Below are 26,738 nucleotides of genomic sequence, written 5' to 3' on the forward strand. Positions count from 1 at the left end.
ACCTGCGCGGCCCCGCCGCTGAAATGCACCGGCCGGATGCGGGATCATTGACCCATGACCCAGCTCTGGCCTGCGCCCGTCGCCGACGGCCCGGTGCGCGCGACGGTTGCACTGCCCGGTTCGAAGTCCATCACGAACCGGGCCCTGGTGCTCGCCGCCCTCGCGGACGGGCCTTCGACGTTGCGCGCACCGCTGCGCAGCCGCGACACCGAGCTGATGGCTGCCGCGCTGCGCTCGCTCGGCGCGCAGATCCAGGACGGGCCGGACGGCTCGTGGCTGGTCGCTCCCGCCGAGCTGCGCGGCCCGGCGCGGGTCGATTGCGGCCTGGCGGGCACCGTCATGCGCTTCGTTCCGCCGGTGGCCGCGCTCGGCGTCGGCCGGATCGAGTTCGACGGGGACGCCCAGGCGCGCACGCGCCCGCTGGACACGGTGCTGGACGCGCTGCGCTCGCTGGGCGCCGACATCACGGGAACCTCCCTGCCATTCGAGGTCCGCGGCACGGGTTCGCTCGCGGGCGGCAAGGTCACCATCGACGCATCGGCGTCCTCGCAGTTCGTTTCCGGCCTGCTGCTGTCGGCCCCGCGGTTCGCCGAAGGCGTCACCGTTCGCCACGTGGGAGAAACGCTCCCCTCCCAGCCGCACATCGACATGACGGTGGCCATGCTGCGCGCCGCGGGTGTCGAGGTCACCGACGACGAACCGGAGACCTGGACCGTCGCGCCCGGACCGATCCGAGCGATGGATCTGGCCATCGAGCCGGACCTGTCCAACGCCACCCCGTTCCTGGCGGCCGCAGCCGTGACCGGGGGCAGCGTCACGGTTCCCGGGTGGCCTGCCGAGACCACGCAGCCGGGCGCGGCGATCCGCGACATCCTTTCCGACATGGGCGCGACCGTGACCCTCGACGAGGCCGGGCTGACCGTCACCGGTGGTGGCGAGCTCGCCTCGATCGATATCGACCTGCGCGAAGTCGGCGAGCTGACTCCGACAGTGGCGGCGCTGGCCGCACTGGCCTCCGGAACGTCGAGGCTGCGGGGCATCGCTCACCTGCGCGGGCACGAGACCGACCGGCTGGCCGCGCTGGAAGCCGAGCTGAACAAGCTCGGTGGCGCGGTGCGGCAGACCGACGACGGTTTGCTCATCGAGGCCAAGCCGCTGCACCGCGGCGTCTGGCACTCCTACGCCGATCACCGGATGGCCACCGCGGGCGCGATCCTCGGACTGCGGATTCCTGATGTGCAGGTGGACGACATCGCCACCACCGGCAAGACCATCCCGGACTTCACCGGGATGTGGGCGAACATGCTTGGGGCGCGGGCTTGAGCCCGGAGGCGAATTGATGGGCAAGCGAGGCTGGCGGGATCTCGACGAGTCCGACGTTCGAGTGCGCCCGGGGCGGGGCAGCAGCAGGCCCCGCAGCAAACAGCGCCCCAAGCACGCCGACGCGACCGAGGCCATGGTCATCGCCGTCGACCGCGGCCGCTGGACCTGCGCGCTCAACGGCGACCCGGCACAACTGGTCACCGCCATGCGAGCCCGCGAGCTCGGCCGCACGCCCGTCGTGGTCGGCGACCAGGTGAGCGTGGTCGGCGACATCTCCGGCAAGCCCGACACCTTGGCCCGCATCGTGCGGGTCGCCGAGCGCACCAGCGTGCTTCGCCGCACCGCCGACGACACCGACTCCTACGAGCGGGTGGTGGTGGCCAACGCCGAGCAGCTGATCATCGTCACCGCGTTGGCCGATCCTCCACCGCGGACGGGCTTCATCGACCGCTGCCTGATCGCCGCCTACGCCGGTGGGCTGGCTCCCGTGCTGTGCCTGACCAAGGCAGACCTCGCCGCTCCGGGTGACTGGCTCAAGACCTACTCCTCGCTGGACATGCCGATCGTCATCACCAACCTGGAGGACGAACCCGAGGAGTTGCGCGAGCTGCTGACGGACCGGGTGTCCGCGCTGGTCGGGCATTCCGGCGTCGGCAAGTCCACGTTGGTCAATCGGCTGGTACCCGCGGCCGAGCGCGCGACCGGCGAGGTCAGCGGCGTCGGTAAAGGTCGGCACACCTCCACCTCCGCGGTCGCTCTAGCGCTGCCGGAGCGAGGCTGGGTCGTGGACACCCCCGGCATTCGCTCGTTCGGGCTCGCGCACATCACCGCCAACGACATCTTCGCCGCTTTCGAGGGATTCGCCGAAGCGGCCGAGGAATGCCCGCCGAACTGCGGTCACCTCGGTGGCGAGGACGACCCGGACTGTCACCTCGACACCTTCGCCGCCGGGAACAGCAACGCCGACCAGCTGGTCTCCCTGCGACGACTGCTGCGTTCCCGGGCCGGACTGGACGACGACTGACCTCAGCGCACCGTGCGAAGGGAACCTTCGCGTCGGCGAACTGACAGGAAGGTTCCCTTCCTCGCACCAGCACGGCTGTCCCCCAGAAGGGCTTTCTCTACCAGGTGCGCGGCAAGCCTGATTGCTAGCGTTGGCCAGCGACCAGTGCGGAGCTCCGCACGCCACCACCTGCCTTCAGGAGCGCGCCCGATGCCCCGAGCTCGCACCAGGACTGCGGTGTTGTCCGCCGGTCTCGTTCTCGTCGCCGCGCTCGGTGCCTGCACCGGTCAACCACCCCCACCCCGACCGACCGAACCGATGGCCGCACCCCCGGATCCGAGGCCGGTCGCCGATGCCGTGTTGCACCGGGCCATCGACCAGATCAACCAGCACCGCACCGCGCGCACCTCGCTGCGCGGTGATCTGGGCATGGTCGGCGAGTTGAACGCGGATGGCGCCGTGCGCTACCAGGGCCCCCGAACCGACATCTCGTTGTCCGGGCAGACCCGCAACACCAGGCCGAACCCCCTGGACCTCGCCGTGATCGACGGCACCGGCTATGTGAAGACGCCGATGGCCCAGCCCGAGCCGGGAAAGCCGTGGCTGCGCATCAGTCCCGGGGCGAACGACTTCGGTTCGAAACTGCTCGGCCCGGCGCTGCAGCAGATGCACCAGGCCGTCGACCCCCGCGCCACCTTCACGGGCATCGAGCAGGCCACCCGAATCCAGAACTCGGCACCCGACAACGTCGACGGCCGCCCCGCAACGCGCTACGACTTGCGGGTGAACACTGCTCGGGCCGCCGAGATCGCACCCGATCAGCAGCAGCGGGAGCGGTTCGAGGAAGCGTCCCACGAGGGCCGGCGGGAAATGGGCTTCCAGCTGTGGGTCGACGACAAGGGCGCGCCCGTGAAGTTCGCCGCCACCGAGGACGTCAAGCAGGCAGGCGAGGTGTCACTGACGTCCACCTACCGCGAGTGGGGCAGTTCCGTCGACATCGCGGCACCCCCGCGCAACGAGGTCGGCGTCTTCGAAGACGCCCCACCAGTCGCCCAGCCGCCGCGTTGACCGAAACGAGGATGGGAACCTTCCTGTCACGAAGCCGGGCGCCGGTGACAGGAAGGTTCCCATCCTCGTTCCTCACATCAGTTCGAGGAGGAACGGGACTTCCTGCGGGGCGAACCAGGCGAGTTCGTGGTCCTCGGCGTCGCCTAGGGCGAGTTCGGCGTCCTGGTCTCCGAGATCGGCCGCGTCGATCACCCCGGCCGCCGCGCGTACCGCTTCCTCGGCCTCACCCGCGTCGACGTGCACGGCAGCGAGCTGCCGCCAGCTCACCTGGCCGGTGACCTTCACGACCGCGTAGTCCAGATCGGGCCGCAGCGTCACCTCCTCGACGTCGGCGGAGATCACCACCCGCCGCGAGGTGGCCTTCCCCTCCTCGTCCCCGTCGAGCTCGGCGGCCAGCAGTCGCAGCGAGGCGCGCGAGGCCTCGCGCATCGCCGCGTACTCGAGCTCTTCCGAATCGCCGCTGGCGTAGGACTCGCGTAGCGCCGGAGTCAACGCGAAAGCCGTCCCGCCGGGCGGCTGCATCTGCTTGTCCGCCACGAGTTGCTGCAGCATCGGCAGCGTGGCAGGCAGGTAAATCCTCATGCGTCGACCGTCCCGATCATCTCGTCAATTGCCTCACCGACCATCGACGCGAGCACCCCGAGATCGGGCATCGCATCGCGGTCGGCGTTCAAGCCGAAGTACACACCACCGTCGTAGGAGGTGATCCCGACGGACAACGACTGGTTCTTGGCCAGCGGGACCACCGGGAACATCTCCATCATCTTCGCCCCCGCCGCGTAGAGCGGCACCTGCGGGCCCGGCACGTTCGTCACCAGGACGTTGAACAACCGGTCCGAGAACTGATTGGCCACCCGCGCGCCCAACGCGTGCAACGTGGGCGGCGCGAAACCGGACACCCGCACCAGGGCCCCCGCAGCCACCGACTGACCGGACTCGGCGTGGGCGCGCATGGCATGGCTGACCTGGTGCAACCGCACGGTCGGGTTGCCCTCCCCGACCGGCAGGTCCACCAGGTAGGCCGAGACCTTGTTGCCGATCGCGCCGACCGGCAGGCTGGCGGTGTCCCAATAGGTGGCGGCCGCTTCGGCATCCCCGGCGTTCACCGATACCGGCACCATCGCGCGCAGCGTCGTCGACGGCGAGACCACCTCGCCGCGGGAGAGCAGCCAGTTGCGCAACGCGCCGGTCACCACCGCGAGCACCACGTCGTTGACCGTGGTGCCGTGGGCATTGCGAACAGCCCTCAAGTCCTCCAGCTTGGCCTTGGCCACCGCGAACCGCCGTTGCGTGGTCGTCGGCGCGTTGAGCGGGCCTGCGGGTGCGGGCACGATGGCGGTGCGCAACGCCGAGGCCACCCCACCGAGCGCACGTCCCACCTTCTGCGCGGTGGCCGTCACGTCGACCGCCGCAGCACGCGCGTTCTCCACCACCTCGCCCGGACTCTTCACCGCATCGGTCACCGCCTCGACCAGCAGTTCCGCAACTCGCGGCTGCGGGCGTGGCATCCACAGATCGTCCTCGTCACCGAGATCGCGATCCTTCTCGGTGTCGTAGATGACCTGGCCTATGTCAATGGCCCCGATGCCGTCCACCATCGCCTGATGGGTCTTGGTGATGACCGCGACGCGGTTCTTCGACAGCCCCTCCACCAGGTACAGCTCCCACAGCGGGCGGGTGGGATCGAGCTTGCGCGACATCAGCCGGGCCACCAGGTCGTGCAACTGATCGTCGCTTCCCGGTTTCGGCAACGCCGAACGCCGGACGTGGTAGGTGAGGTCGAAATCTTGATCGTCCACCCACACCGGGCGCGCGAGCCCGCCGGGCACCTCCATCACCCGCTGGCGATAGCGGGGCACCAGTCCCAATCGGCGGTCGATCAGGGACAGCACCTTGTCGTAATCGAAACCGCTTCTCGGGCGCCGGAAAACCGCCACACCCCCGACGTGCATCGGGGTCGTGTAGTCCTCCAGATAGAGGAAGGAGGAATCGACTGCGGAGAGACGATCTGACATGCCCGTGATCCTGGCACACGTCCGCACCCCTCCGGAGGGGTTCACCCACCGACCGGGATCACCGGCATGTGACACTTGAACATGTGACCAGCGAAGTTTCTCCGAAAGACCGATTCGTCACCGTCTACGGCCGCAAACCCGTGCTCGAGGCGCTCGCCGACTACGACCTGCGCGTCGACAAGGTGATCGTTGCCGAGGGCCTGCGCGGACCGGTCATCGAGGAGATCAAGGAGGCTGCCGCCGACCGAGCGGTCAAGGTGCAGCGCGCCAGCGCCCACCGGGTCAAGGTGCTCGCGGGCAACGGCAGGCACGACCAAGGCGTGGCGGCAGACGTGGTCGCGCGCAAGATGCGTCCGCTGGCCGATGCGCTCGCCGACCGGGCCAACGCCCCGCGCAACGTCCTGCTGCTGGATGGCCTGACCACTCCGGCCAACGTGGGCATGATCCTGCGCACCGCGACCGCCTCGGGCATCGACGGCATCGTGGTCCCGCACCGCGGTGTCGCGGCCATCGATCCGCTGGTCATCAAGGCTTCCGCGGGGGTCGCGTTCCACGCTCCCGTGCTGCGCAGCCACACCGCGGGCGAAGCGGCCGAGCTCCTCACCGAGGCGGGATATCCCCTCTACGCCCTGGAAGCAGGCGCGCCGGAGAACATCTACCAGACCGACTTCGGCTCCCGCGCGGTCTTCGTCCTCGGTAGTGAGACCGCCGGCCTCTCCGAAGAGGTCCAGGAGCGCATCGCCCAGCCCCTGTCCATTCCCATGTCCGGTGGCGTGGAATCCCTCAACGTCGCCAGTGCTGCGGCCGTGCTCTGCTTCGAGATTCGCAGGCGTTTCCTCAGCTGAGGTCGGGGTGGCGGTGCTGCGGACCTCCGGGCACCGCCACTCCAGCAGCGGACACCCGGAAGCGGGAGCAATCCGCCCCAGTCCCAGGAATGCAAAAAAGGGAGGGGTGTGACACCCGGAAAGTTTCATTCCGGGTGTCACACCCCTCCCTGTAAGGAATGTGTCGGCGGTGTCTTACTCTCCCACACCCTGTCGAGTGCAGTACCATCAGCGCAAGGGAGCTTAGCTACCGGGTTCGGAATGGGACCGGGCGGACCCTCCCCGCCATCGCCACCGACAACCCACACCCACCCCACACACAAGGGGTGGAAAACCACGAGGGCCACCACACGGTGACACATTATTCACTTAAACATCCTCAACAACAATCGGGTTGTTGTTTCAGACATCGTATAGTGGGTGCGTAACATCTTCGTAGACAAGTCCTCGGCCTATCAGCACCGGTCAGCTCCACACATTACTGCGCTTCCACATCCGGCCTGTCAACCCGGTCATCTACCGGGGGCCTTAACCCCACAACGGGGTGGGAGCCCTCATCTAGGAACAGGCTTCCCGCTTAGATGCTTTCAGCGGTTATCCCTCCCGAACATAGCCAACCAGCCGTGCTCTTGGCAGAACAACTGGCACACCAGAGGTCCGTCCGTCCCGGTCCTCTCGTACTAGGGACAGCCTTCCGCAAGACTCCTACGCGCGCGGCGGATAGGGACCGAACTGTCTCACGACGTTCTAAACCCAGCTCGCGTGCCGCTTTAATGGGCGAACAGCCCAACCCTTGGGACCAACTCCAGCCCCAGGATGCGACGAGCCGACATCGAGGTGCCAAACCATGCCGTCGATATGGACTCTTGGGCAAGATCAGCCTGTTATCCCCGGGGTACCTTTTATCCGTTGAGCGACACCGCTTCCACCAGCCAGTGCCGGATCACTAGTCCCTGCTTTCGCACCTGCTCGACCCGTCAGTCTCACAGTCAAGCTCCCTTATACACTTACACTCAACACCTGATTGCCAACCAGGCTGAGGGAACCTTTGGGCGCCTCCGTTACCCTTTAGGAGGCAACCGCCCCAGTTAAACTACCCACCAGGCACTGTCCCCGATCCGGATCACGGACCCGAGTTAGATGCCCGGAACGACCAGAGTGGTATTTCACCAACGACTCCACACCCACTAGCGTGGACGCTTCACAGTCTCCCACCTATCCTACACAAGCCGAACCAAACACCAATACCAAGCTATAGTAAAGGTCCCGGGGTCTTTCCGTCCTGCCGCGCGAAACGAGCATCTTTACTCGTACTGCAATTTCACCGGGCCTGTGGTCGAGACAGCGGAGAAGTCGTTACGCCATTCGTGCAGGTCGGAACTTACCCGACAAGGAATTTCGCTACCTTAGGATGGTTATAGTTACCACCGCCGTTTACTGGCGCTTAAATTCTCCGCTACACCCACGCATGGGCTTTACGGGTCCTCTTAACGTTCCAGCACCGGGCAGGCGTCAGTCCATATACATCGCCTTACAGCTTCGCATGGACCTGTGTTTTTAGTAAACAGTCGCTTCTCCCTGGCCTCTGCGACCACCACCAGCTCCCACCGCACGGGCGTTCACCAGCAGTGGCCCCCCTTCTCCCAAAGTTACGGGGGCAATTTGCCGAATTCCTTAACCACAGTTCACCCGACCGCCTCGGTATTCTCTACCTGACCACCTGTGTCGGTTTCGGGTACGGGCCGTGCGCACACTCGCTAGAGGCTTTTCTCGACAGCATGGGATCACTCACTTCACCACCACGGCTACGCATCACCTCTCACCCACATGGCATGCGGATTTACCTACACACCGGGCTACAGGCTTACACCAGTACAACCACTCACTGGCAGAGCTACCCTCCTGCGTCACCCCATCACTTGACTACTACCCCCTCAGGTCCCATGCACTCACAGCATCACCTCGAAAGGATCCACCACTCGCGGATGGTTAGTCTCAGGAGCCTCACCATGGACGCGCACACACGGGTACGGGAATATCAACCCGTTAACCATCGACTACGCCTGTCGGCCTCGCCTTAGGCCCCGACTCACCCTGGGCGGACGAACCTTCCCCAGGAACCCTTGGTCATCCGGCGGCAGAGATTCTCACTCTGCATTCGCTACTCATGCCTGCATTCTCACTCCCACACACTCCACCGGACGTTTCCACGCCGGCTTCACCGCATGCAGGACGCTCCCCTACCCAACAACACAAGGCTGTTGGCATGGCTTCGGCGGTGCGCTTCAGCCCCGCTACATTGTCGGCGCAGGACCACTTGACCAGTGAGCTATTACGCACTCTTTCAAGGATGGCTGCTTCTAAGCCAACCTCCTGGTTGTCTCTGCGATCCCACATCCTTTCCCACTAAGCGCACACTTAGGGACCTTAGCCGATGCTCTGGGCTGTTTCCCTCTCGACGACGAAGCTTTTCCCCCGCCGTCTCACTGCCACACTCCACTCAGGCGTATTCGGAGTTTGGCTGATCTCAGTAACCCGTGAAGGCCCATCAACCAACCAGTGCTCTACCCCACCCAAGAACCATGCGACGCTGCACCTAAATGCATTTCGGGGAGAACCAGCTATCACGAAGTTTGATTGGCCTTTCACCCCTACCCACAGCTCATCCCCCAGGTTTTCAACCCTGGTGGGTTCGGGCCTCCACACGGTCTTACCCGCGCTTCACCCTGGCCATGGGTAGATCACTCCGCTTCGGGTCTACACCACGCGACTCAACGCCCTCTTCAGACTCGCTTTCGCTCCGGCTACCCCACACCGGGTTAACCTCGCCACGCAGCAGTAACTCGCAGGCTCATTCTTCAAAAGGCACGCCATCACACAACCAAAAGATCATGCTCTGACGGATTGTAGGCACACGGTTTCAGGAACTCTTTCACTCCCCTCCCGGGGTACTTTTCACCATTCCCTCACGGTACTATCCACTATCGGTCACCAGGAAGTATTTAGGCTTAGCGAGTGGTCCCGCCAGATTCACAGCACCCTCCACGGAAACGCTGCTACTCGGGAACACCACCACACGCACAGAACAAGCTTTCGTCTACCGGACTCTCACCGTCTCTGGTCGACCTTCCCAGATCATTCGACTAACCCGAACTGCCACGCTGAGAAAGTGGTAGCTCTCTCCAACGATGTCCCACAACCCCGTACACGCAACCCCTACCAGGTCTCCCACGCGCACGGTTTAGCCTCCTCCGCTTTCGCTCGCCACTACTCACGGAATCACCAGTGTTTTCTCTTCCTACGGGTACTAAGATGTTTCACTTCCCCGCGTTCCCTCCAACACCCTATACATTCAAGTGCTGGTAACCCGACATCACTCGAGCTGGGTTTCCCCATTCGGACACCCTCGGATCACAGCTTGGTTGACAGCTCCCCGAGGACTATCGCGGCCTCCCACGTCCTTCATCGGCTCCTGGTACCTAGGCATCCACCATGTGCCCCTCAAAACTTGGCCACAAAGATGCTCGCACCCACTATACAATTCTCAAACAACAACCCAAGACAACAACACCACCCCCACACGAGGCGGCGGTGTGTTCCCTCAGACACCCAACAGCGAACCATTCCCCGACCACCAGGCCAGGCAGTTAGTGCGTTCCACAATCCATCGAGCACCCACAGTGGAAAACACGCGTTTCCAAACCATGGACAACTCCAGCCACAAACAGGCCGGGGTGTACTGCTCCTTAGAAAGGAGGTGATCCAGCCGCACCTTCCGGTACGGCTACCTTGTTACGACTTCGTCCCAATCGCCAGTCCCACCTTCGACCACTCCGTCCCCGAAGGGTTCGGCCATGGGCTTCGGGTGTTACCGACTTTCATGACGTGACGGGCGGTGTGTACAAGGCCCGGGAACGTATTCACCGCAGCACTGCTGATCTGCGATTACTAGCGACTCCGACTTCACGGGGTCGAGTTGCAGACCCCGATCCGAACTGAGACCGACTTTAAGGGATTCGCTCCACCTCACAGTATCGCATCCCTCTGTACCGGCCATTGTAGCATGTGTGAAGCCCTGGGCATAAGGGGCATGATGACTTGACGTCATCCCCACCTTCCTCCGAGTTGACCCCGGCAGTCCCCCACGAGTCCCCGCCATCACGCGCTGGCAACATAGGGTAAGGGTTGCGCTCGTTGCGGGACTTAACCCAACATCTCACGACACGAGCTGACGACAGCCATGCACCACCTGTACACCAGCCACAAGGGAAACCACATCTCTGCAGCAATCTGGTGCATGTCAAACCCAGGTAAGGTTCTTCGCGTTGCATCGAATTAATCCACATGCTCCGCCGCTTGTGCGGGCCCCCGTCAATTCCTTTGAGTTTTAGCCTTGCGGCCGTACTCCCCAGGCGGGGCGCTTAATGCGTTAGCTACGGCACGGAAACCGTGGAACCAGTCCCCACACCTAGCGCCCAACGTTTACGGCGTGGACTACCAGGGTATCTAATCCTGTTCGCTCCCCACGCTTTCGCTCCTCAGCGTCAGTATCGGCCCAGAGACCCGCCTTCGCCACCGGTGTTCCTCCTGATATCTGCGCATTTCACCGCTACACCAGGAATTCCAGTCTCCCCTGCCGAACTCAAGTCTGCCCGTATCGACCGCACGCCCACAGTTAAGCTGTAGGTTTTCACGGCCGACGCGACAAACCGCCTACGAGCTCTTTACGCCCAATAAATCCGGACAACGCTCGCACCCTACGTATTACCGCGGCTGCTGGCACGTAGTTAGCCGGTGCTTCTTCTACAGGTACCGTCAGTCACCCTTCGTCCCTGTCGAAAGAGGTTTACAACCCGAAGGCCGTCATCCCCCACGCGGCGTTGCTGCGTCAGGCTTTCGCCCATTGCGCAAGATTCCCCACTGCTGCCTCCCGTAGGAGTCTGGGCCGTGTCTCAGTCCCAGTGTGGCCGGTCACCCTCTCAGGCCGGCTACCCGTCGTCGCCTTGGTAGGCCACTACCCCACCAACAAGCTGATAGGCCGCGGGTTCATCCTGCACCGCCGGAACTTTCCACACACAGACCATGCGGCCATGTGTCCTATCCGGTATTAGACCCCGTTTCCAAGGCTTATCCCAGAGTGCAGGGCAGATTACCCACGTGTTACTCACCCGTTCGCCACTCATCCACACCCGAAAGTGCTTCAGCGTTCGACTTGCATGTGTTAAGCACGCCGCCAGCGTTCGTCCTGAGCCAGGATCAAACTCTCCAACAATGCTGTTGAAACAATCCCAGCAAACACACTCAACAACCCACAGGTCGGAGCGTGCATACTCAAAGAAACCACCAACCACACAACACACAACCGTGCATCACATGATCAGGGGCATAAAAGAACACTAACCAAAACAGTCCGCTGTTGAGTTCTCAAAGAACACACCCACACCATCACCCCAACCCAATCAAGAGCTGGAACTCCGGGGAGTTATTTCCTCGTCGTTCTTGTGTTGATTACTTTAGCAGGCTCGCTTTTCGGCGTTTTCAGGGGGGTCCCCCGAACTTTCCCGCCGGAGCGAGAGCCTTGCTTGAAGTTTTCAACTGCCTTCGGATCGAGAACCTCGGTTCCAGTTCCGTTGGCGGCCGTTTTACGTTACCCGGTGCGCTTCGCGGTGTCAACCCGCGCGCCCCGGGCCGGTCTGCGCTCCACATCCCCGGACTCGAAAGTCCGATGAACTCGGGCGCTCCCGGCGCCGTCAGCCACAGGGCGAACGCCCCGCACCTTCCGGCTTTCCGTGCGGCAAATAGAAAGTTACGCACACTCTCCGTCGATGTCAAATCGCCTGATCACCGGGTTGACACCACCTGTTCGGCCCAGCGGGGTCACTTGCCCTTCGGGCGCAGCCAGAGCTTGACGGTGCTCCCGCCGCCCGCTGCGTTCATGGCTTCGAGCAGGTCATCGGCACTGACGGGGTGCTCGCGGCCGACCGGGACGAGCTCGTAACCCCAGGTGCCGAACTCGCGCAGCGCAGCCGCCGGGTCGTCGCCCATCTGGGTGATCGCTTCCGGGGTGAACGAGCACACGATCGACGGCTTGTCCCGGCGGAGCAGGCGGACCAGGCCGCCCAGCACGCGGTGCACCCGGCCACCGACGTCGACGTGCACCACGGACAACTTCATGTCCTTGACCGCGGCGAGGCCTTCCAGCTCCTTGTCCAGGCGGATCGCGCGCACGCGCTCGCCCTCGCCCTCCGGGGAGACCGAGACGCCCCCGGCGAGCGAGGGCTCGGCGGTGACCTCCCCGGCGCTGTCCCAGGCAGCGCCTTCCACGACCACGAGCCGATCTCCCCAGGCGGCCGGAACGTTCACCTCGACGTTGTGCTTGAGCAGCGCACTGCTCTGCGCGGAGGGCTCGACGGCCACCACGGCTCCGCTGTTGCCGAGCCTGCTCAGCACCCGCACCGTCTGGTAGCCCACGTAGGCACCGACGTCGAGGAAGACCCCGTCGGGTTCGAGCAGCGAGTCGATCAGCGCGGAGATGTCCGCGTCCCAGGTCGGGTGCGACGACAACCACGGCAGCATGAAGCTGTCGTCCGCGGGCAACCGCATCAGGCCCGCGTCGCAGAGCACCGGTGTCGTGGTGCCATCACCCGAACCGGTGGCCCGCTCGTGCTCGCGCAGCAGGATCCGCTGCAGCACGTCGGTGCGCTGCAGGGCGTTCGCCGCGTCGCCGGCCGCAGCGCGCACACCGGCCTCGACCTCCGGGTCGGTCTGCTGCCTGCGCTCCAGGTGGTCCATCCGGTCCAGGAGCTTCTCCATCGCCCCGGTCAGCCCGTCGATGCGTTCGGTGAGCGCGTCGACGCGGTCGTCGCGACCGCTCGTCCCGCCCTCCTCGAGCTGTTGCAGCCTGCGGTGCTGCTCCGCGAGATCGGTGCGGGCGCGAACCAGCCCGTCATCGGTGCCGTCGAGCTGAGCGCCGAACTGCTCCTGACGTCGCAGCACCTGGGCGAGGTCGGCGCGCATGCTCTCGACATCGCCGTCCCCGTCGGCCTCGTACTGCCTGCGCAGCAGCTCGGAGGCGGTCTGCTCGACGCCGTCGACCAGCGACCGCATCACGTCGCGGATGTGCTCGTCGTAGTGGCTGAGCGCGCGCAGCACCGCCTTGCGCAGGGCGGGAGCCATCGCGTTGCGGGTTCCCGCGGCGTTGCCGACGTCCGGGGCGCGGTGCAGCGCGTGCCTGGCGACCAGCAACGCGCGCAGCGGGTCGTCGAACTGCCCGTGCTTGTCCCCGGAGTGCTTGGTGCGCCAGTTGCGGTAGGCGTGCTCGACGCGTTCCCGCAGCTTGGCACCCGCGCGGACGACCGTGTGCGTGCCGAGGAGCGTCTCCCTCGCGGCGGCACCGAAGGCCGCGGTGCCCGCGGGATCGTCGGCGGCGGCGCGCAGGATGTCGGCGGCGGCCTCGATGTCCGGCTCGCCCGCGCCCTGGCAGGGCACCAGGCGAGCCGCCTGCGCACCGAAGATCTCACCGACCGCGCCGTGGTCGCCCGCGACGACCGGCACACCGTGCGCGGCGACCTCCAGCAGCCGCAGCACGTGGTCGTCACCCGCGTCGGCGCGGTGCAGCGAGGTGAAGCAGTCGGCGGCCGCGAGCAGCTTTCCGAGGTCGACGTCGGTCTCGACCAGTTGGATCCGGGAGTCCGAGGCGGTGGCGAGCCGGAGCCGCTCGGCGGCCTCCGGGTGCTCGTGCGCGCCGTCGACGCCCAGGACCAGGCGCACGTCCTCGCGTTCGGCGAACGCGGTGCGGAACGCGGAGACGACGCCCAGGGCGTTCGCGGCGCGTTCAGCGCCGTGATCGACCCGCGCGGCGATCACGAACTCATCGGAGAGCTCGAACCGAGCGCGGGCGCCCTTGCGGGCGGCCAGGCCCACGGGTTCGCGGTCCGGCGCGGGCAGCGCGACCACGCGCGTCTTGATGCCCGCGCGGCGCACCGCCGCTCGGCTGCGCTCGGAGAGCACCCAGGTTTCGGCGGCGTCGGTGCTCTGCGCTCCACCGGCGTGCACGTCGATGACGTAGCGACCCGCCGGAACCGGCAGATCGGGCTCGCAGCGCAGCACCACCGGGTAGTAGGCGGTGTCGGCCGAAGGTAGGCCGGAGGCACCGACCGCGGCGCGCATCAGCTCCGCGAGCGGTCCGGTGCCCAGGATCGCCACGCCCAGCTGGTCGACGAGCGAGGTGCGCTCGGTGGTGCGGCGGTGCACGGCCTCGGCGGGGACGCGACCGCTGGCCACCCCGACGTCCGCGCACCACTCGTGGAACGCCTCGGCATCGGCGCCGAACGGATCCGGGTAGTCGCGGCGCAGGATTTCGTCATCGGCCCAGATCGCGGCGGTCCAGCGGGAGGCGCCCGCGACGCGCTGGCGTTCGTCGGCCGGGCTGAAGGCCCACTCGCGGAACCCGGCCTCACCACCGGGCTCGAACGGGCTGGGCGGAGCGTCTCCCCCGCTCAGCCAGGCGTTCAGGTACTCCGCCCGGAGGCTCGTCGGAACGATCTCGCCGCCCGGCAGGGCGTCGTAGGAGTGCGGCTGCTCGAGCGAGTAACCGGCGCCGACCAGGGCGCTGCGATAGCTCGCGCACAGACCCGCCAGGTCCGGGTGCTCGGAGAGCAGGATGCGCGGCCGGTCGGTGTACTCGGCCGAGAGCAGCCACGGGCGCTGCGGCTGGAACCCGTCGAAGTGCACGCTGCGCAACCTCGCCCCGTCGACGATGTGCCCGTCCTCGCCTGCGGCGAAGTCGCGCTGCGCGGCGTTCCACACCGACAGGCCCACGCCCGGATCGCGGATCACCTGGTGATCGACCAGCGCGGAGACGCCCTCGAGCATCGGCGTGGCGATGGTCGGGTCGGCGCGCAGCTGCTCGGTCCAGGTGGACAGCAGTTGCTCAGCGCCGGGGCGCACGGCGAACGCGCTGGGATCGAAGGTCCCCGATTCGGCGAGGTCGGCGGAGCTGGGCCGGAGGCCGTCCACCGAGAGGGGTTGCAGCACGCGGGGAACCAGCGCGACCGGGCGCTCGGCGGTGAGCCCCGCCAGCAGGTCGTCGAACCGGTCGAAGACCTGCACCCACGGCTCGAAGTGCAGCACCGTGGCGCCCGTCTTGAGCAGGTGGCCGAGCAACCGCGGCCGCAGCACCTCGCGCAGCTGCCGGGCGGTGCACCCGGCGGCGAGCCTGGCGAACTCCTGCGGGTCGACGCCGATGTCGCCGACCGACAGGGCATCCGGTTCGTCCCGCGCCGCGTCCACCTCGTCGACGAGCAGCAGGACGAACCCGGCCGAGGGGTGGTGCTCCCGGAAGCTGTCCCTTAACACCCGCGCCGCCGGGAGCTGGTCCCGGCAGGCCAGGGTGCAGCCGAGAAGCTGCAGGGCAACGGGTTCGGCGGGCTGCTCGGCCGGCCACTCCGGCTCGACGGGCTCCCCCGGCTGCTCGAGAACGCCCGATTGCAGCGCGGCCTCGGACTCGGAGCCGCGGGAGTCGTCCTGCGAATCAGTCACGCGCGCAACCTATCGCCTCACCCATCACAGCAAAACGCCCAGTACCAGTTAGTACCCACGCCCCAACCGGAGGACGCCGCTAGGAGCCATTTGACTCACTGCCTCAGGGGTGTGGGACTCAGCCAGCACCGCGGCGGGTTCTCGGGCGTCGTCGGGCGAGGACAGCCGCAGCGCCGCGCAGGCCGCTACTCAAGTCGCGGATCCCGCAGCCCGGCGGCGTCTGCGGTTCCGCTACCGGCACAACCCCGAACCGAAACCTCTCCTAGAGCACCGGGAGCATCGTGCTCAGTTCGTACGGTGTGACCCGGCTCCGGTAGTTGTTCCACTCATCCCGCTTGTTGCGCAGGAAGAAGTCGAAGACCTCCTCGCCCAGGGTCTCCGCGACGAGCTCGGAGTTCTCCAGCTCGCTGAGCGCCTCGTTGAGGTTCTGCGGGAGGTTGGCGAATCCGGCGACCTTGCGCTCGTGCTCGGTCAGGCTCCACACGTCGTCCTCGGTGGCGGGCGGGAGCTCGTAGCCCTTCTCCACGCCGCGCAGCCCGGCACCGAGCATCACCGCGTAGGCCAGGTACGGGTTGCACGCCGAGTCCAGGCTGCGCACCTCGACGCGCCGCGACGAGGACTTGCCCGGGGAGTACATCGGCACCCGGACGAGCGCGGAGCGGTTCGCGTGGCCCCAGCAGACCGCGGTCGGGGCCTCTCCCCCGGTGACCAACCGCTTGTAGGAATTCACCCATTGGTTCGTCACCGCGCTGATCTCGCGCGCGTGGTGCAGGATGCCCGCCACGAAGGCCCGGCCGGTCTCGGAGAGCTCGTAGGGGTTCTCCGGGTGGTAGAAGGCGTTCTGGTCGCCCTCGAAGAGGCTGAAGTGCGTGTGCATGCCCGAACCGGGCTGCTGGCTGAACGGCTTGGGCATGAACGACGCGCGCACGCCCTGGGTGATCGCGACCTCCTTGACCACGTACCGGAACGTCATGACGTTGTCGGCCATGGTCAGCGCGTCGGCGTAGCGCAGGTCGATCTCCTGCTGGCCTGGCGCGCCCTCGTGGTGGCTGAACTCCACCGAGATGCCCATCGCCTCGAGGGTTTCGATGGCGTTGCGCCGGAAGTGCGGAGCCGCGTCGTGGCTGGCCTGGTCGAAGTAGCCCCCGGAATCGGCGGCCTCGGGCTCGCTGCCGTCCGTGGGCAGGCTCTTGAGCAGGAAGAACTCGATCTCGGGGTGCACGTAGCAGGTGAATCCGGACTCGGTCGCGCGCGCCAGGGTCCGGCGCAGCACGTGCCGCGGGTCCGACCAGCACGGCGAGCCGTCCGGCATGTGGATGTCGCAGAACATGCGGGCGGAATAGTGCGAGCCGTCCGAGGTCTCCCAGGGCAGCACTTGGAACGTGCTCGGATCGGGCTTGGCGACCATGTCCGACTCGTAGACGCGCGCGAATCCCTCGATCGCCGAGCCGTCGAACCCGATGCCCTCGGCGAAGGCGCCCTCCAGTTCGGCTGGCGAGATCGCCACCGACTTGAGCATGCCGAGTACGTCGGTGAACCACAGCCGCACGAAGCGGATGTCACGTTCCTCCAAGGTGCGGAGCACGAACTCCTGCTGGCGGTGCATGTCAGCAGCCTAACTCCCGATCACCGCTCGCGTCCTGCCCGGCGCACCCGTTCTCCCGCGTCCCGGGTTCCCCTCGGAATCGGACGCGGTTTCCGAGGGGAACCGGGTGCGGAGCGCCGAGCGACGGCCGACCCGGTCAGGCGAGGCCGACGGCGGCGATCATCAGGGGCAGCACCAGCAGCACCAGCAGGATCCCGGCCACGTCGAAGACTGCGCCGGAACGGATCATCTTGGTGATGGGAACCGCGCCGGAGCCGTAGACGACCGCGTTCTGCGGGGTGGAGACCGGGAGCATGAAGCCCAGCGACGCGGCGAAGGTGGCCGCCAGCGCCGGGATGAACGGGTTCGTGCCCGCGGCGATCGCCACCGGGATGACGATCGGCACCACCACCGAGGCCGAGGCGGTGTTCGACGTGGTCTCCGAGACCAGGACGGCCAGCACGACGGCGAACAGCGTCACCGCCACACCGCTGCCCAGCCCGAGCGCGCCTGCGGTCGACTCGCCGATGGTCTTGGCCAGTTCGGTGTCGGCCAGCATCGACCCGAAGATGATGCCGGTGCCGAACAGCACCACGGTTCCCCAGTCGATGCGGCTGGCCTCGGTCCAGGTGAGCGTGAAGTGGCGCTTGGACCAGTCGGTGGGCAGCAGGAACAGCAGGGCCGCGCCGATCACGGCGACGATGCCCTCGTCGAGCCGGTCGCTGACCACGTCGTAGATGGCCGACTCGTTGCCCGCGAACAGCGCGATGAAGCCCGGCGTCACCCACAGCACCACGGTGACCGCGAAGGCGACCAGGGTGTTCTTCTCCGCCCGCGACATCCGCCCGAGCTTCGCGCGCTCCTCGGCGACGTACTCCTCGACTCCGGAGAGCTCGCGGATCTCCGGCCGGTTGAGCAGCAGCAGGACGCCGGCCAGCACCGCGAACATCAGCAGGCAGATCGGGGCGGCCATGCCCATCCACTGCAGGAAGGTGATGCGTTCACCGGTGGCTTCCTCGATCAGCCCGCGGCCGATGAGGTTCGGCGGCGAACCGATCGGCGTGAGCAGACCGCCGACGCTGGCGCCGTAGGCCAGCATCAGCATCAGGGCGACGCCCACCCGCAACCGCAACGGGTCGAACGAGGCGCCTTCGGGCAGCTGCTTGCGGACGAGGTCGGCGATGACCGACAGGATCCCGACCGCGGTCGGCAGCAGCATCGCCACCGTCGCGGTGTTGGACACCACCGCCGACAGCAGCGCCGTGATCACGCCGAAGGCGATGATCACCCGCCAAGCGCTCCGGCCGACGCCGGGCAGCGACAGGATGGTGAAGGCGAACCGCCGCGCCACCCCGTGCCGCAGCATGGCCTGGGCCAGGATGAACGCGCCGATGAAGGTGAACACCGTCGGCGAGCCGAACGGCTCGAGCACGTCGTCGGGCGGCATCACGCCGAGAACCACCACGGCGGCCACGCCGAGCAGGCCTCCGACCGGGATCGGCACCGGCTCGCAGACCCACAGCACGATCACGCCGAGCAGCACGGCGGCGAGCTTGTGCTGCGCGGGTTCGAGGCCGGTGGGCGCCAGCAGGAACAGGATGGTCAGCGCCGGGGCCAGGAACAGGCCGATGGTGCGGCGGGCGCGCTCGAAGCGCTCCTCGGCCGGGGACAGCACCTGTTCGCCCAGGCTCTTGTACGTGCTGCCGGAAAGCAGCACCGAGGTCACGCTCTGCTCGCCGGGTGAGGCACCGGGTTCGTCCGCTTGCGACATGCCGATGACCCTAAGCGCGTGTGATCGCGTTCACTATCCGGCGTTTGACGGACGGATGGGACGGCCTCCCGCGGGACCGTCCCATGACCAGAGGGGATCGCCGCGCGCGATATCGGGGAAATGTCCGGTCAGCCGGTGCAGCGAGCGCCCTTGGCGGGCGGTTCGCCCTCCACCAGGTAGTCGATGCCCGCGTCGTCGACGCACTTGGCGCCCTGCAGGAAGACGGTGTGCTGAGTGCCCTCGTAGGTCAGCAACCGGCCGCCGAGCGCACGGGCCAGCTGCACGCCCGCCTGGTACGGCGTCGCCGGATCGGCGGTGGTGGAGATGACCAGGATCGGCGGGACATCGCCCACCTCGGGCTGTTCGGACTCGCCGGTGACCGGGACCGGCCAGAACGCGCACATGTCGCGGGCGGGGTTCGGGGGTCGTCCGTCGTCGAGGAAGGGGGCGACCTCGCGGTAGCGGCGGTCGGCGGCCTTGACCTTCTCCGGATCCCGCACGCGCTCGTCGTCGACGCAGTGGACCGCGTCGAAGGCGTCGATGGTGTTGGAGTACTCGCCGTCGGGTTCGCGCCCGAAGTAGCTGTCCGCCAGCGACAGCAGGATCCGGCCGCTGCCCCGCTGCAGCTCGCCGAGCCCGGTGTTGAGGTGGCTCCACATGGACGGCGCGTAGAGCGCCTGGATGGCCGCGGTCGTGGCGTCCGAGTAGGACAGCTCGCGCTCGCCCGCGGGGGCCGGGTTCTCCACCAGCGGACGGGTCAGCTGCTGGAACCGCCGCACCGCGTCGCTCGGGTCGCCGCCCAGCGCGCACTGTCCCTGGTCGGCGCACCAGGCGGCGAAGTCGTCGAACGCGCGCTGGAACCCGGCGCCCTGGGCCACCAGGGATTCCACTGTGGATTGGCCGGGGTCGATGGCGCCGTCCAGCACCATCGCGCGGACGTTGCCGGGGAATTCCTCGGCGTACTCCGAACCGATCCGGGTTCCGTAGGAGTAGCCGAGGTAGTTCAGCTTCCGGTCCCCGAGCGCCGAGCGCAGCACGTCGAGGTCGCGCACCAAGTCCCGGGTTCCGATGTTGGCCAGCACTTCCGGACCGTTGCGCTGCGCGCACTGGCGCGCGTAGTCGCGTTCCTCCTGCTCCGTCTCGGCGACCCCGGACGGCGAGCTGTCGGCATCGGAATCGAGGCGGTAGTCGTCGCGTTCGGGACCGGTCAGGCAGCGCACCGCGGGCTCCGAGGCGCCGACGCCGCGCGGGTCGAAACCGACCAGGTCGAAGCGCTGCCCCAGCCTGGTCTGGTCGACCGTCTGGGTGAGGCTGGCCGCCGCGCTCATGCCGGAGGCGCCCGGACCGCCCGGGTTCACGGTCAGCGAGCCGATCTTGCGCTCCTGGTCGATGGCGCGGCTGCGCAGCACCCCGATGTTGATCGTGCGGCCGTCCGGGTTCGAGTAGTCCAGCGGCACCTGCAACCGGGTGCACTCCAGGGTCGGCGCGCGGTAGGCGGCCCGGTCGGAGTCGGTGGTGGCGAAGCCCGCGCACGGGCCCCAGCGGAGCTGCTGGCCGTAGAACCGCTCGAGCCCCTGCGGGACCGGCCCGGCCGGACCGTCGCGCTCGGTGTGCGGCTGCAGCGGCTCACTGCTGCGCTGCGGGGAGCACCCGCCTGCGATCAGCGCCACCGCGACGCTGATGACCAGCAGGGGCAACGCGGGGCGTGAGCGGATCATTGCGGAATACTGACATGGGTGATGCGGCAAGATTCACACCGGGCGATGACCGCGCGACCAGCGCTGGTACGCGAGGATGGAACCATGCCCCAGTTGCGGATCGCTCTCGCACAGGTCAACACATGCGTCGGTGACATCACCGGCAACACGACGCTCGTCCGCGACTGGACCCGACGCGCGGTCCAGGACGGCGCGCACGTGGTCGCGTTCCCGGAAATGGCCCTGTCCGGCTATCCGATCGAGGACCTCACGCAGCGCAAGTCGTTCGCCGCCGCCAACCGGGACGCGCTGGAGCGGCTGGCCGCGGACCTGCGCGACGACGGGTGCGGGGACGCGCTGGTGATCGTCGGACACCTGGGCCGCGACGATGAGGGGCCGCGCAACTCGGCGTCGCTGCTGCACGGCGGCGAGGTCGTGGCGACCTACGACAAGCATCACCTGCCCAACTACGGCGTCTTCGACGACGCGCGCAACTTCGCGGCGGGCTTCGACCTGCCGATCGTGAAGTTCCACGGCCTGGACGTCGGCGTGGTGATCTGCGAGGACATCTGGCAGAACGGCGGGCCGGTGACGGCGCTGGGCAAGGTCGGCGTGGACCTGGTGATGTGCATCAACGCCTCGCCGTACGAGCGGGCCAAGGCCGACCAGCGGGTACCGCTGGTGACCGCGCGCGCCGTCGAGGCGGGAGCGCCGCTGGCCTACGTCAACCTGGTCGGGGCGCAGGACGAGCTGGTCTTCGACGGGGATTCGATGATCTCCAGCGCCGCCGGCGAGATCATCTCGCGCGCTCCGCAGTTCACCGAGCACCTGCTGGTCGCCGATCTGGAGATGGCCGCGGGTGGCTACACCTCGACGACCGTGCCGCCGGAACCGGGCCCGATGCAGCTGCCCGCGTTCGACGTGCACCGCACCGTGCTCAACCCCGATCCGGTTCCCGCCTACGAGCCGCTACCGCTGCCGCAGGCCGAACCGCTGCCGGACGCCGCCGAGGTCTGGGCCGCCCTGGTGACCGGGCTGCGCGACTACGTGCACAAGAACGGCGCGAAGTCGGTGACCTTCGGTTTCTCCGGCGGGATCGACTCGGCGGTGTGCGCGGCGCTGGCCGTGGACGCGCTGGGCCCGGACGCGGTGCACGGCGTGTCGATGCCCTCGGTCTACTCCTCCGAGCACTCCCGTTCCGACGCCGCCGAGCTGGCGCGACGGCTGGGCTGCCACTTCGAGGTGCAGCCGGTTGCCGACATGGTCGAGATCTACGTGCGCCAGCTGGAGCTGACCGGGCTCGCCGAGGAGAACATCCAGGCGCGGGTGCGGGGCATGCTGCTGATGGCGCTGTCCAACCAGCACGGGCACCTGGTGCTGGCCACCGGGAACAAGACCGAGCTCGCGGTTGGCTACTCGACGATCTACGGCGACGCGGTGGGCGCCTTCGCGCCGATCAAGGACGTGCCCAAGACGCTGGTCTGGGAGCTTGCCGAGTGGCGCAACTCGGATGCGGAGAAGCGCGGCGAGATCCCGCCGATCCCGGAGAGCTCGATCACCAAGCCGCCGTCGGCGGAGCTGCGCCCGGAGCAGACCGACCAGGACTCGCTGCCCGAGTACGACGTGCTCGACGTGGTCATCGACGGCTACGTCGAGGGCGACAAGGGCTATGCCGACCTGGTCTCGGACGGTTTCGACGCGCAGCTGGTCGAACGGGTGCTGCAGCTGGTCGACCGCGCCGAGTTCAAGCGCAGGCAGTACCCGCTGGGCACCAAGATCACCTTCAAGGCGTTCGGCCGGGACCGGCGCCTGCCCATCACCAACCGCTGGCGCGAGGTCTCGCCCTGACGCCCGTCCCGGAACCGTTCGGTCACCCCGCTGCCGGGAGAACCCGGTCCCGGACGGCTCCTAGGATCCGGGTATCGCCCCGGGAACGGGCACGCATCGAGGGGGAGGTCTGCCGTGTGGGTGGTGCACGCGTTGTGCGGCTCGAACGGCCGGATCCTGATGTGGGCCGAGGACTCGGAGCTGCCCGGGCGGGTCTCCGGACGGGCGCCGAGCGGCCCGGTGACGCATCCGTTCGCGGTGCGCGCCGACAGGCTGCGCGAACAGCTGCCGATCGGGGCTTCCGAGGAGCCCGTCGTCGAGCTGCACCTGCCGTCCTACCCCTCGGCGCCGGTCGGCTCGCCGGAACTGGTGCGCGACCCGTTGACCGCGGGCGCCAAGCCGCGCGGCAAGCTGCGGCTGGGGCGCTGGTTCGTCCCTTCGGTCAGCTGTGATGCCGCTGCGCTGCGGGAGCTGCTCGACGCGGTGCCAGCGGGCTGCCGGTTGGGCTCGGATGCGCGGTTCGTGCTGGAGGTGGCCGGTTTCGCCGAGCAGCTCGTCGACTCCGGGCGCGTGCTGCCCGGTCTGATCCGCGAGGACGACCGGCTCGCCGCGCGCTGGTGCGCTGCCCTCTCCGGTGCGGACGTCGCGCGGTTCGGCGCGCTGCGAGCGGGCATGCCGCCCGCGCTGCGCGCCCGCGGCGGCGCGGCACCGGAGGACGTGCTGCGCGAACTCCTGGACGTCCTGGTCGACGGCCGGGCGCGCGAACGCCTCGGCGGGACGAAGCTCGGGACCGGGCGCAGCGCGGCGGCGAGCTGGCTCGACGCGCTCAGCGGTGAGCCGCATCTGGACGACACGCCGAAGCTCCGCGCGCTCGGCGCCCGCATCGAGGACTGGCGTGCCGGCATCGCCCGCCGCAATCCGGTGCGCACCTGCTTCCGGCTGCACGCACCGGAGGACGACGAGCAGGACTGGATCGTCGAGTTCCTGCTGCAGGCCGTCGAGGATCCGAGCGTGCTGGTCTCCGCGCAGGACGTGTGGTCGGGCACGAGCCACGTGCTGCGCCGCTGGGTCTCCCAGCCGCAAGAACTGCTGCTCGCCGACCTCGGCCGGGCCGCCCGGATCGTGCCGGAGCTGGAGCGGGCGCTGCGCGACAGGCAACCCACCGAGCTGGTGCTCGACACCGAGGGCGCCTACGAGTTCCTCACCAGCGCCGGGCAGCTCGACAACGCCGGATTCGGGGTGCTGCTGCCGTCCTGGTGGGGGCACGCGCCCAAGCTCGGCCTGAAGCTCAACGCGTCCAGCACCAGCACCGCGGGCGTGGTCAGCAAGGACAGCGCGGTCAACATGGGCACGCTGGTCGACTACCGCTGGGACCTGGCCCTCGGCGACGAGGAGCTCACCGAGGCCGAGCTCGAGGAGCTCGCCGCCGCGAAGGTACCGCTCGTGCGGTTGCGCGGTCGCTGGGTGCAGGTCGATCACAAGCGGCTCAACGCCGGGCTGCGGATGCTGTCCGAGTCCGGGTCCGGGCAGATGACCGCGGCCGAGGTGCTGCAGCAAGCAGGCGAGTCCGGGCAGGACGGGTCGCAGCCGCTGCCGGTGGTAGGCGTCAACGCCCGCGGCTGGCTCGGCGACCTGCTCTCCGGTGACACCGAGCAGCACCTGGAACCGGTCGACCCACCGGACGGTTTCGGGGCGCAGCTGCGCCCCTACCAGCGGCGCGGGCTGGCCTGGCTGGCCTTCCTGGACCGGCTCGGCCTGGGCGGCTGCCTGGCCGACGACATGGGCCTGGGCAAGACGGTCCAGCTGCTCGCGCTCGAAGCGCTGGCCCGGGACGGGGTGGCGAGGCCGCCGACGCTGCTGGTGTGCCCGATGTCGGTGGCGGGCAACTGGCAGCGCGAAGCCGAGCGGTTCGCGCCCTGGCTGAAGGTGCACGTGCACCACGGCGGCGATCGGCTCGGCGGCGGGGACCTCGAGGGCGAGGCCGGGTGTCACGACCTGGTGATCACCACCTACTCGCTGGCCGCCCGCGACCGCGCGGTGCTGCGCCAGATCCGCTGGGACCGCCTGGTTCTCGACGAGGCGCAGCACGTCAAGAACAGCTCGTCCAAGACGGCCGGGGCCGTCCGCGAGATCTCCGCGCGACAGCGGATCGGGCTGACCGGCACGCCGGTCGAGAACCGGCTGGCCGAGCTGTGGTCGGTGATGGATTTCGCCAACCCGGGGATCCTCGGGTCGCTGAGCAGGTTCCGCGCCCGCTACGCGGTGCCGATCGAACGCGATCAGGACAGCGCGGCGGCCGCCAAGCTCCGGCAGGTCACCGGGCCGTTCATCCTGCGCCGGACCAAGACCGATCCGACCGTCATCGGCGATCTGCCGGACAAGATCGAGCTCAAGCAGCTGTGCAACCTCACCGGTGAGCAGGCCTCGCTGTACCAGGCGGTGGTCGACGACATGCTGCAGCGCGTCGAGGACAGCGAGGGCATGGAGCGCAAGGGCCTGGTGCTGGCGACCATGTCCAAGCTCAAGCAGGTCTGCAACCACCCGGCCCAGTTCCTCGACGACGGAACCGCGCTCGCCGGGCGCTCCGGCAAGCTCCAGCGGCTCGAGGAGATCCTCGATGGCGTGCTGGCCGACGGGGAGAAGGCGCTGGTGTTCACCCAGTTCGCCGGGTTCGGCGGGAGGCTGGTGCCGCACCTGTCCGCGCGGTTCGACACCGAAGTGCTGTTCCTGCACGGCGGCACGGCCAAGAGCGCCCGCGACGCGATGGTGCGGCGGTTCCAGGACCCGGACGGGCCGGGCATCTTCCTGCTGTCGTTGAAGGCCGGTGGCACCGGGCTGAACCTCACCGCGGCCAACCACGTCATCCACCTGGACCGGTGGTGGAACCCGGCGGTCGAGGACCAGGCCACCGACCGGGCGTTCCGGATCGGCCAGCGCAAGGACGTGCAGGTGCGCAAGCTGTCCTGCATCGGCACGCTGGAGGACCGGATCGACCAGATGATCGAGGAGAAGAAGGCGCTGGCGCAGCTGGTGGTCTCCAGCGGGGAGAACTGGCTCACCGAGCTGTCCACCAACGAGCTGCGCGACCTGGTGACCCTGGACAGGGAGGCCGTCGGTGAGTGACTGGTGGCGGGAGAACCCGCCCTCGGCTCCGATCCCGGTCGAGGGCGGGATCCGGGCGCGCAGCAAGCGGGGCAGGATCGCGCAGACCTGGTGGTCGCAGCGGTTCATCGAGGTACTGGAGTCGCTGCAGCTCGGCGGCAGGTTGCAGCGCGGCAAGCGGTACGCGCGGGCCGGTCAGGTCATGAACCTGACGCTGTCTACCAGCGTCGCGGTCGGACTGGTGCAGGGCTCGCGCCCCGAGCCGTACCGGGCGCGGATCGGGGTCAAGGCGTTCACCGCCCAGCAGTGGGCGGCGCTGGAGCGCGATCTCGCCGGGCAGGCGTGGTACGCGGCGAAGCTGCTCGCGGGCGAGATGCCCACCGACATCGAGGACGTCTTCGCCGCGCACGGGCTGTCGCTGTTCCCGACGACGCTGCACGAGCTGACCATGGACTGCTCGTGCCCGGACTGGGAGATCCCCTGCAAGCACTTGGCGGCCACCTGCTTCCTGCTGGCCGAATCGTTCGACGAGGATCCGTTCCAGATCCTGGCCTGGCGCGGGCGCAGCCGGGACGAGCTGCTCGAACGGTTGCGCGCGCTGCGCGGATCGGCCGCACCTGCCGCGGACGAGCCCGAGGTCGCGCCGTTGGAGGATCACCTCGCGGACTTCTGGACCGCGCCGCAGCACCCGGAGGCGGCGCACGATCCGGGACCGCCGCAAGAGCCGGCCGCGGCGCAGCAGCCGGACGCGGTGCTCGACGAGCTCGACCCGCTGCCTGTCGAGCTCGGCTCCCAACCGGCCACCGAACTCCTGCGCCCCGCGTACTCGGCGTTCACCAGGCGGTGAGGAGCCCGCGCGGCGCACTGTGATATCGGCCGCTGGAGCATCGCCCCGGTGAGCCCGGCGTGCCAGGCTTTCGGCAGGTAACCATCCACAACTACCCGGGGACCCGCGTGCGGGCCTCGAGGGAAAAGGACGGTCA

Annotated in this window: 13 protein-coding genes and 3 rRNA genes; 7 read left to right on the forward strand and 9 right to left on the reverse strand. The window is 67.9% G+C overall.

Going from position 1 to position 26,738, the window contains the following annotated elements:
- Positions 1-54: 54 nt before the first annotated feature.
- The 3 genes from aroA (at position 55) to ABD289_RS14040 (ending at position 3,394) form a co-directional block, all read left to right on the forward strand.
- Positions 55-1,323, forward strand: coding sequence for a 3-phosphoshikimate 1-carboxyvinyltransferase (gene aroA, locus ABD289_RS14030; RefSeq protein WP_344131425.1), 1,269 nt, complete (start codon positions 55-57; stop codon positions 1,321-1,323).
- 16 nt (positions 1,324-1,339) lie between these two features.
- Positions 1,340-2,347 carry a ribosome small subunit-dependent GTPase A gene (rsgA, locus tag ABD289_RS14035; RefSeq protein ID WP_344131428.1) on the forward strand — a complete coding sequence of 336 codons (1,008 nt, stop codon included), beginning with the start codon at positions 1,340-1,342 and terminating at the stop codon, positions 2,345-2,347.
- 189 nt (positions 2,348-2,536) lie between these two features.
- Positions 2,537-3,394 (forward strand): SCO4651 family lipoprotein, encoded by an 858-nt coding sequence (locus ABD289_RS14040; protein WP_344131431.1) that lies wholly within the window; start codon positions 2,537-2,539, stop codon positions 3,392-3,394.
- Positions 3,395-3,466: 72 nt separating this feature from the next.
- On the opposite strand, the gene ABD289_RS14045 is transcribed toward ABD289_RS14040, so the two are convergent.
- Entirely contained in the window at positions 3,467-3,976 is a 510-nt protein-coding gene (locus ABD289_RS14045) for a DUF6912 family protein (protein WP_344131434.1), read from the reverse strand.
- Entirely contained in the window at positions 3,973-5,409 is a 1,437-nt protein-coding gene (locus tag ABD289_RS14050; protein ID WP_344131437.1) for a WS/DGAT/MGAT family O-acyltransferase, read from the reverse strand. The genes ABD289_RS14045 and ABD289_RS14050 overlap by 4 nt, the downstream gene beginning before the upstream one ends.
- Before the next feature lie 83 nt (positions 5,410-5,492).
- Between ABD289_RS14050 and ABD289_RS14055 the strand changes: the two genes are divergently transcribed.
- Complete coding sequence (locus tag ABD289_RS14055; RefSeq protein WP_344131440.1) at positions 5,493-6,254, forward strand: TrmH family RNA methyltransferase; 762 nt, start codon at positions 5,493-5,495, stop codon at positions 6,252-6,254.
- Positions 6,255-6,415: 161 nt separating this feature from the next.
- Here the strand turns inward: ABD289_RS14055 and rrf are convergent.
- The 7 genes from rrf to ABD289_RS14090 all read right to left on the reverse strand — a co-directional run bounded on the left by rrf (position 6,416) and on the right by ABD289_RS14090 (position 20,847).
- Positions 6,416-6,532, reverse strand: a 5S ribosomal RNA gene (gene rrf, locus ABD289_RS14060).
- A 136-nt stretch (positions 6,533-6,668) separates the two neighbouring features.
- Positions 6,669-9,747: ribosomal RNA gene (locus ABD289_RS14065) — 23S ribosomal RNA — on the reverse strand.
- 236 nt (positions 9,748-9,983) lie between these two features.
- A 16S ribosomal RNA gene (locus ABD289_RS14070) occupies positions 9,984-11,505 on the reverse strand.
- Together the 16S, 23S and 5S rRNA genes form the textbook arrangement of a ribosomal RNA operon.
- Positions 11,506-12,110: 605 nt before the next feature.
- A complete protein-coding gene (locus ABD289_RS14075; RefSeq protein ID WP_344131443.1) occupies positions 12,111-15,773 on the reverse strand; it encodes an FkbM family methyltransferase in 3,663 nt (1,220 codons plus the stop codon).
- 262 nt (positions 15,774-16,035) lie between these two features.
- Entirely contained in the window at positions 16,036-17,379 is a 1,344-nt protein-coding gene (gene glnA / locus ABD289_RS14080) for a type I glutamate--ammonia ligase (protein WP_344131446.1), read from the reverse strand.
- Between the two features lie 136 nt (positions 17,380-17,515).
- Entirely contained in the window at positions 17,516-19,129 is a 1,614-nt protein-coding gene (locus tag ABD289_RS14085; RefSeq protein WP_344131449.1) for an SLC13 family permease, read from the reverse strand.
- Positions 19,130-19,257: 128 nt separating this feature from the next.
- The gene (locus ABD289_RS14090) at positions 19,258-20,847 is read right to left on the reverse strand and encodes an alpha/beta hydrolase (protein ID WP_344131452.1); all 1,590 of its coding nucleotides are present in this window, start codon (positions 20,845-20,847) and stop codon (positions 19,258-19,260) included.
- A gap of 84 nt (positions 20,848-20,931) precedes the next feature.
- On the opposite strand from ABD289_RS14090, the gene ABD289_RS14095 reads away from it, so the two are divergent.
- The 3 genes from ABD289_RS14095 to ABD289_RS14105 all read left to right on the forward strand — a co-directional run bounded on the left by ABD289_RS14095 (position 20,932) and on the right by ABD289_RS14105 (position 26,602).
- Positions 20,932-22,674 (forward strand): NAD+ synthase, encoded by a 1,743-nt coding sequence (locus tag ABD289_RS14095; RefSeq protein WP_344131455.1) that lies wholly within the window; start codon positions 20,932-20,934, stop codon positions 22,672-22,674.
- A 114-nt stretch (positions 22,675-22,788) separates the two neighbouring features.
- Positions 22,789-25,776 (forward strand): DEAD/DEAH box helicase, encoded by a 2,988-nt coding sequence (locus tag ABD289_RS14100; RefSeq protein WP_344131458.1) that lies wholly within the window; start codon positions 22,789-22,791, stop codon positions 25,774-25,776.
- Positions 25,769-26,602, forward strand: a complete 834-nt coding sequence (locus ABD289_RS14105; RefSeq protein ID WP_344131461.1) for an SWIM zinc finger family protein — start codon at positions 25,769-25,771, stop codon at positions 26,600-26,602. Before ABD289_RS14100 ends, ABD289_RS14105 begins: the two co-directional genes overlap by 8 nt.
- Positions 26,603-26,738 lie beyond the last annotated feature (136 nt).

The sequence above is a fragment of the Saccharopolyspora halophila genome, from assembly GCF_039531955.1.
GTDB classification, from domain to species: domain Bacteria; phylum Actinomycetota; class Actinomycetes; order Mycobacteriales; family Pseudonocardiaceae; genus Saccharopolyspora; species Saccharopolyspora halophila.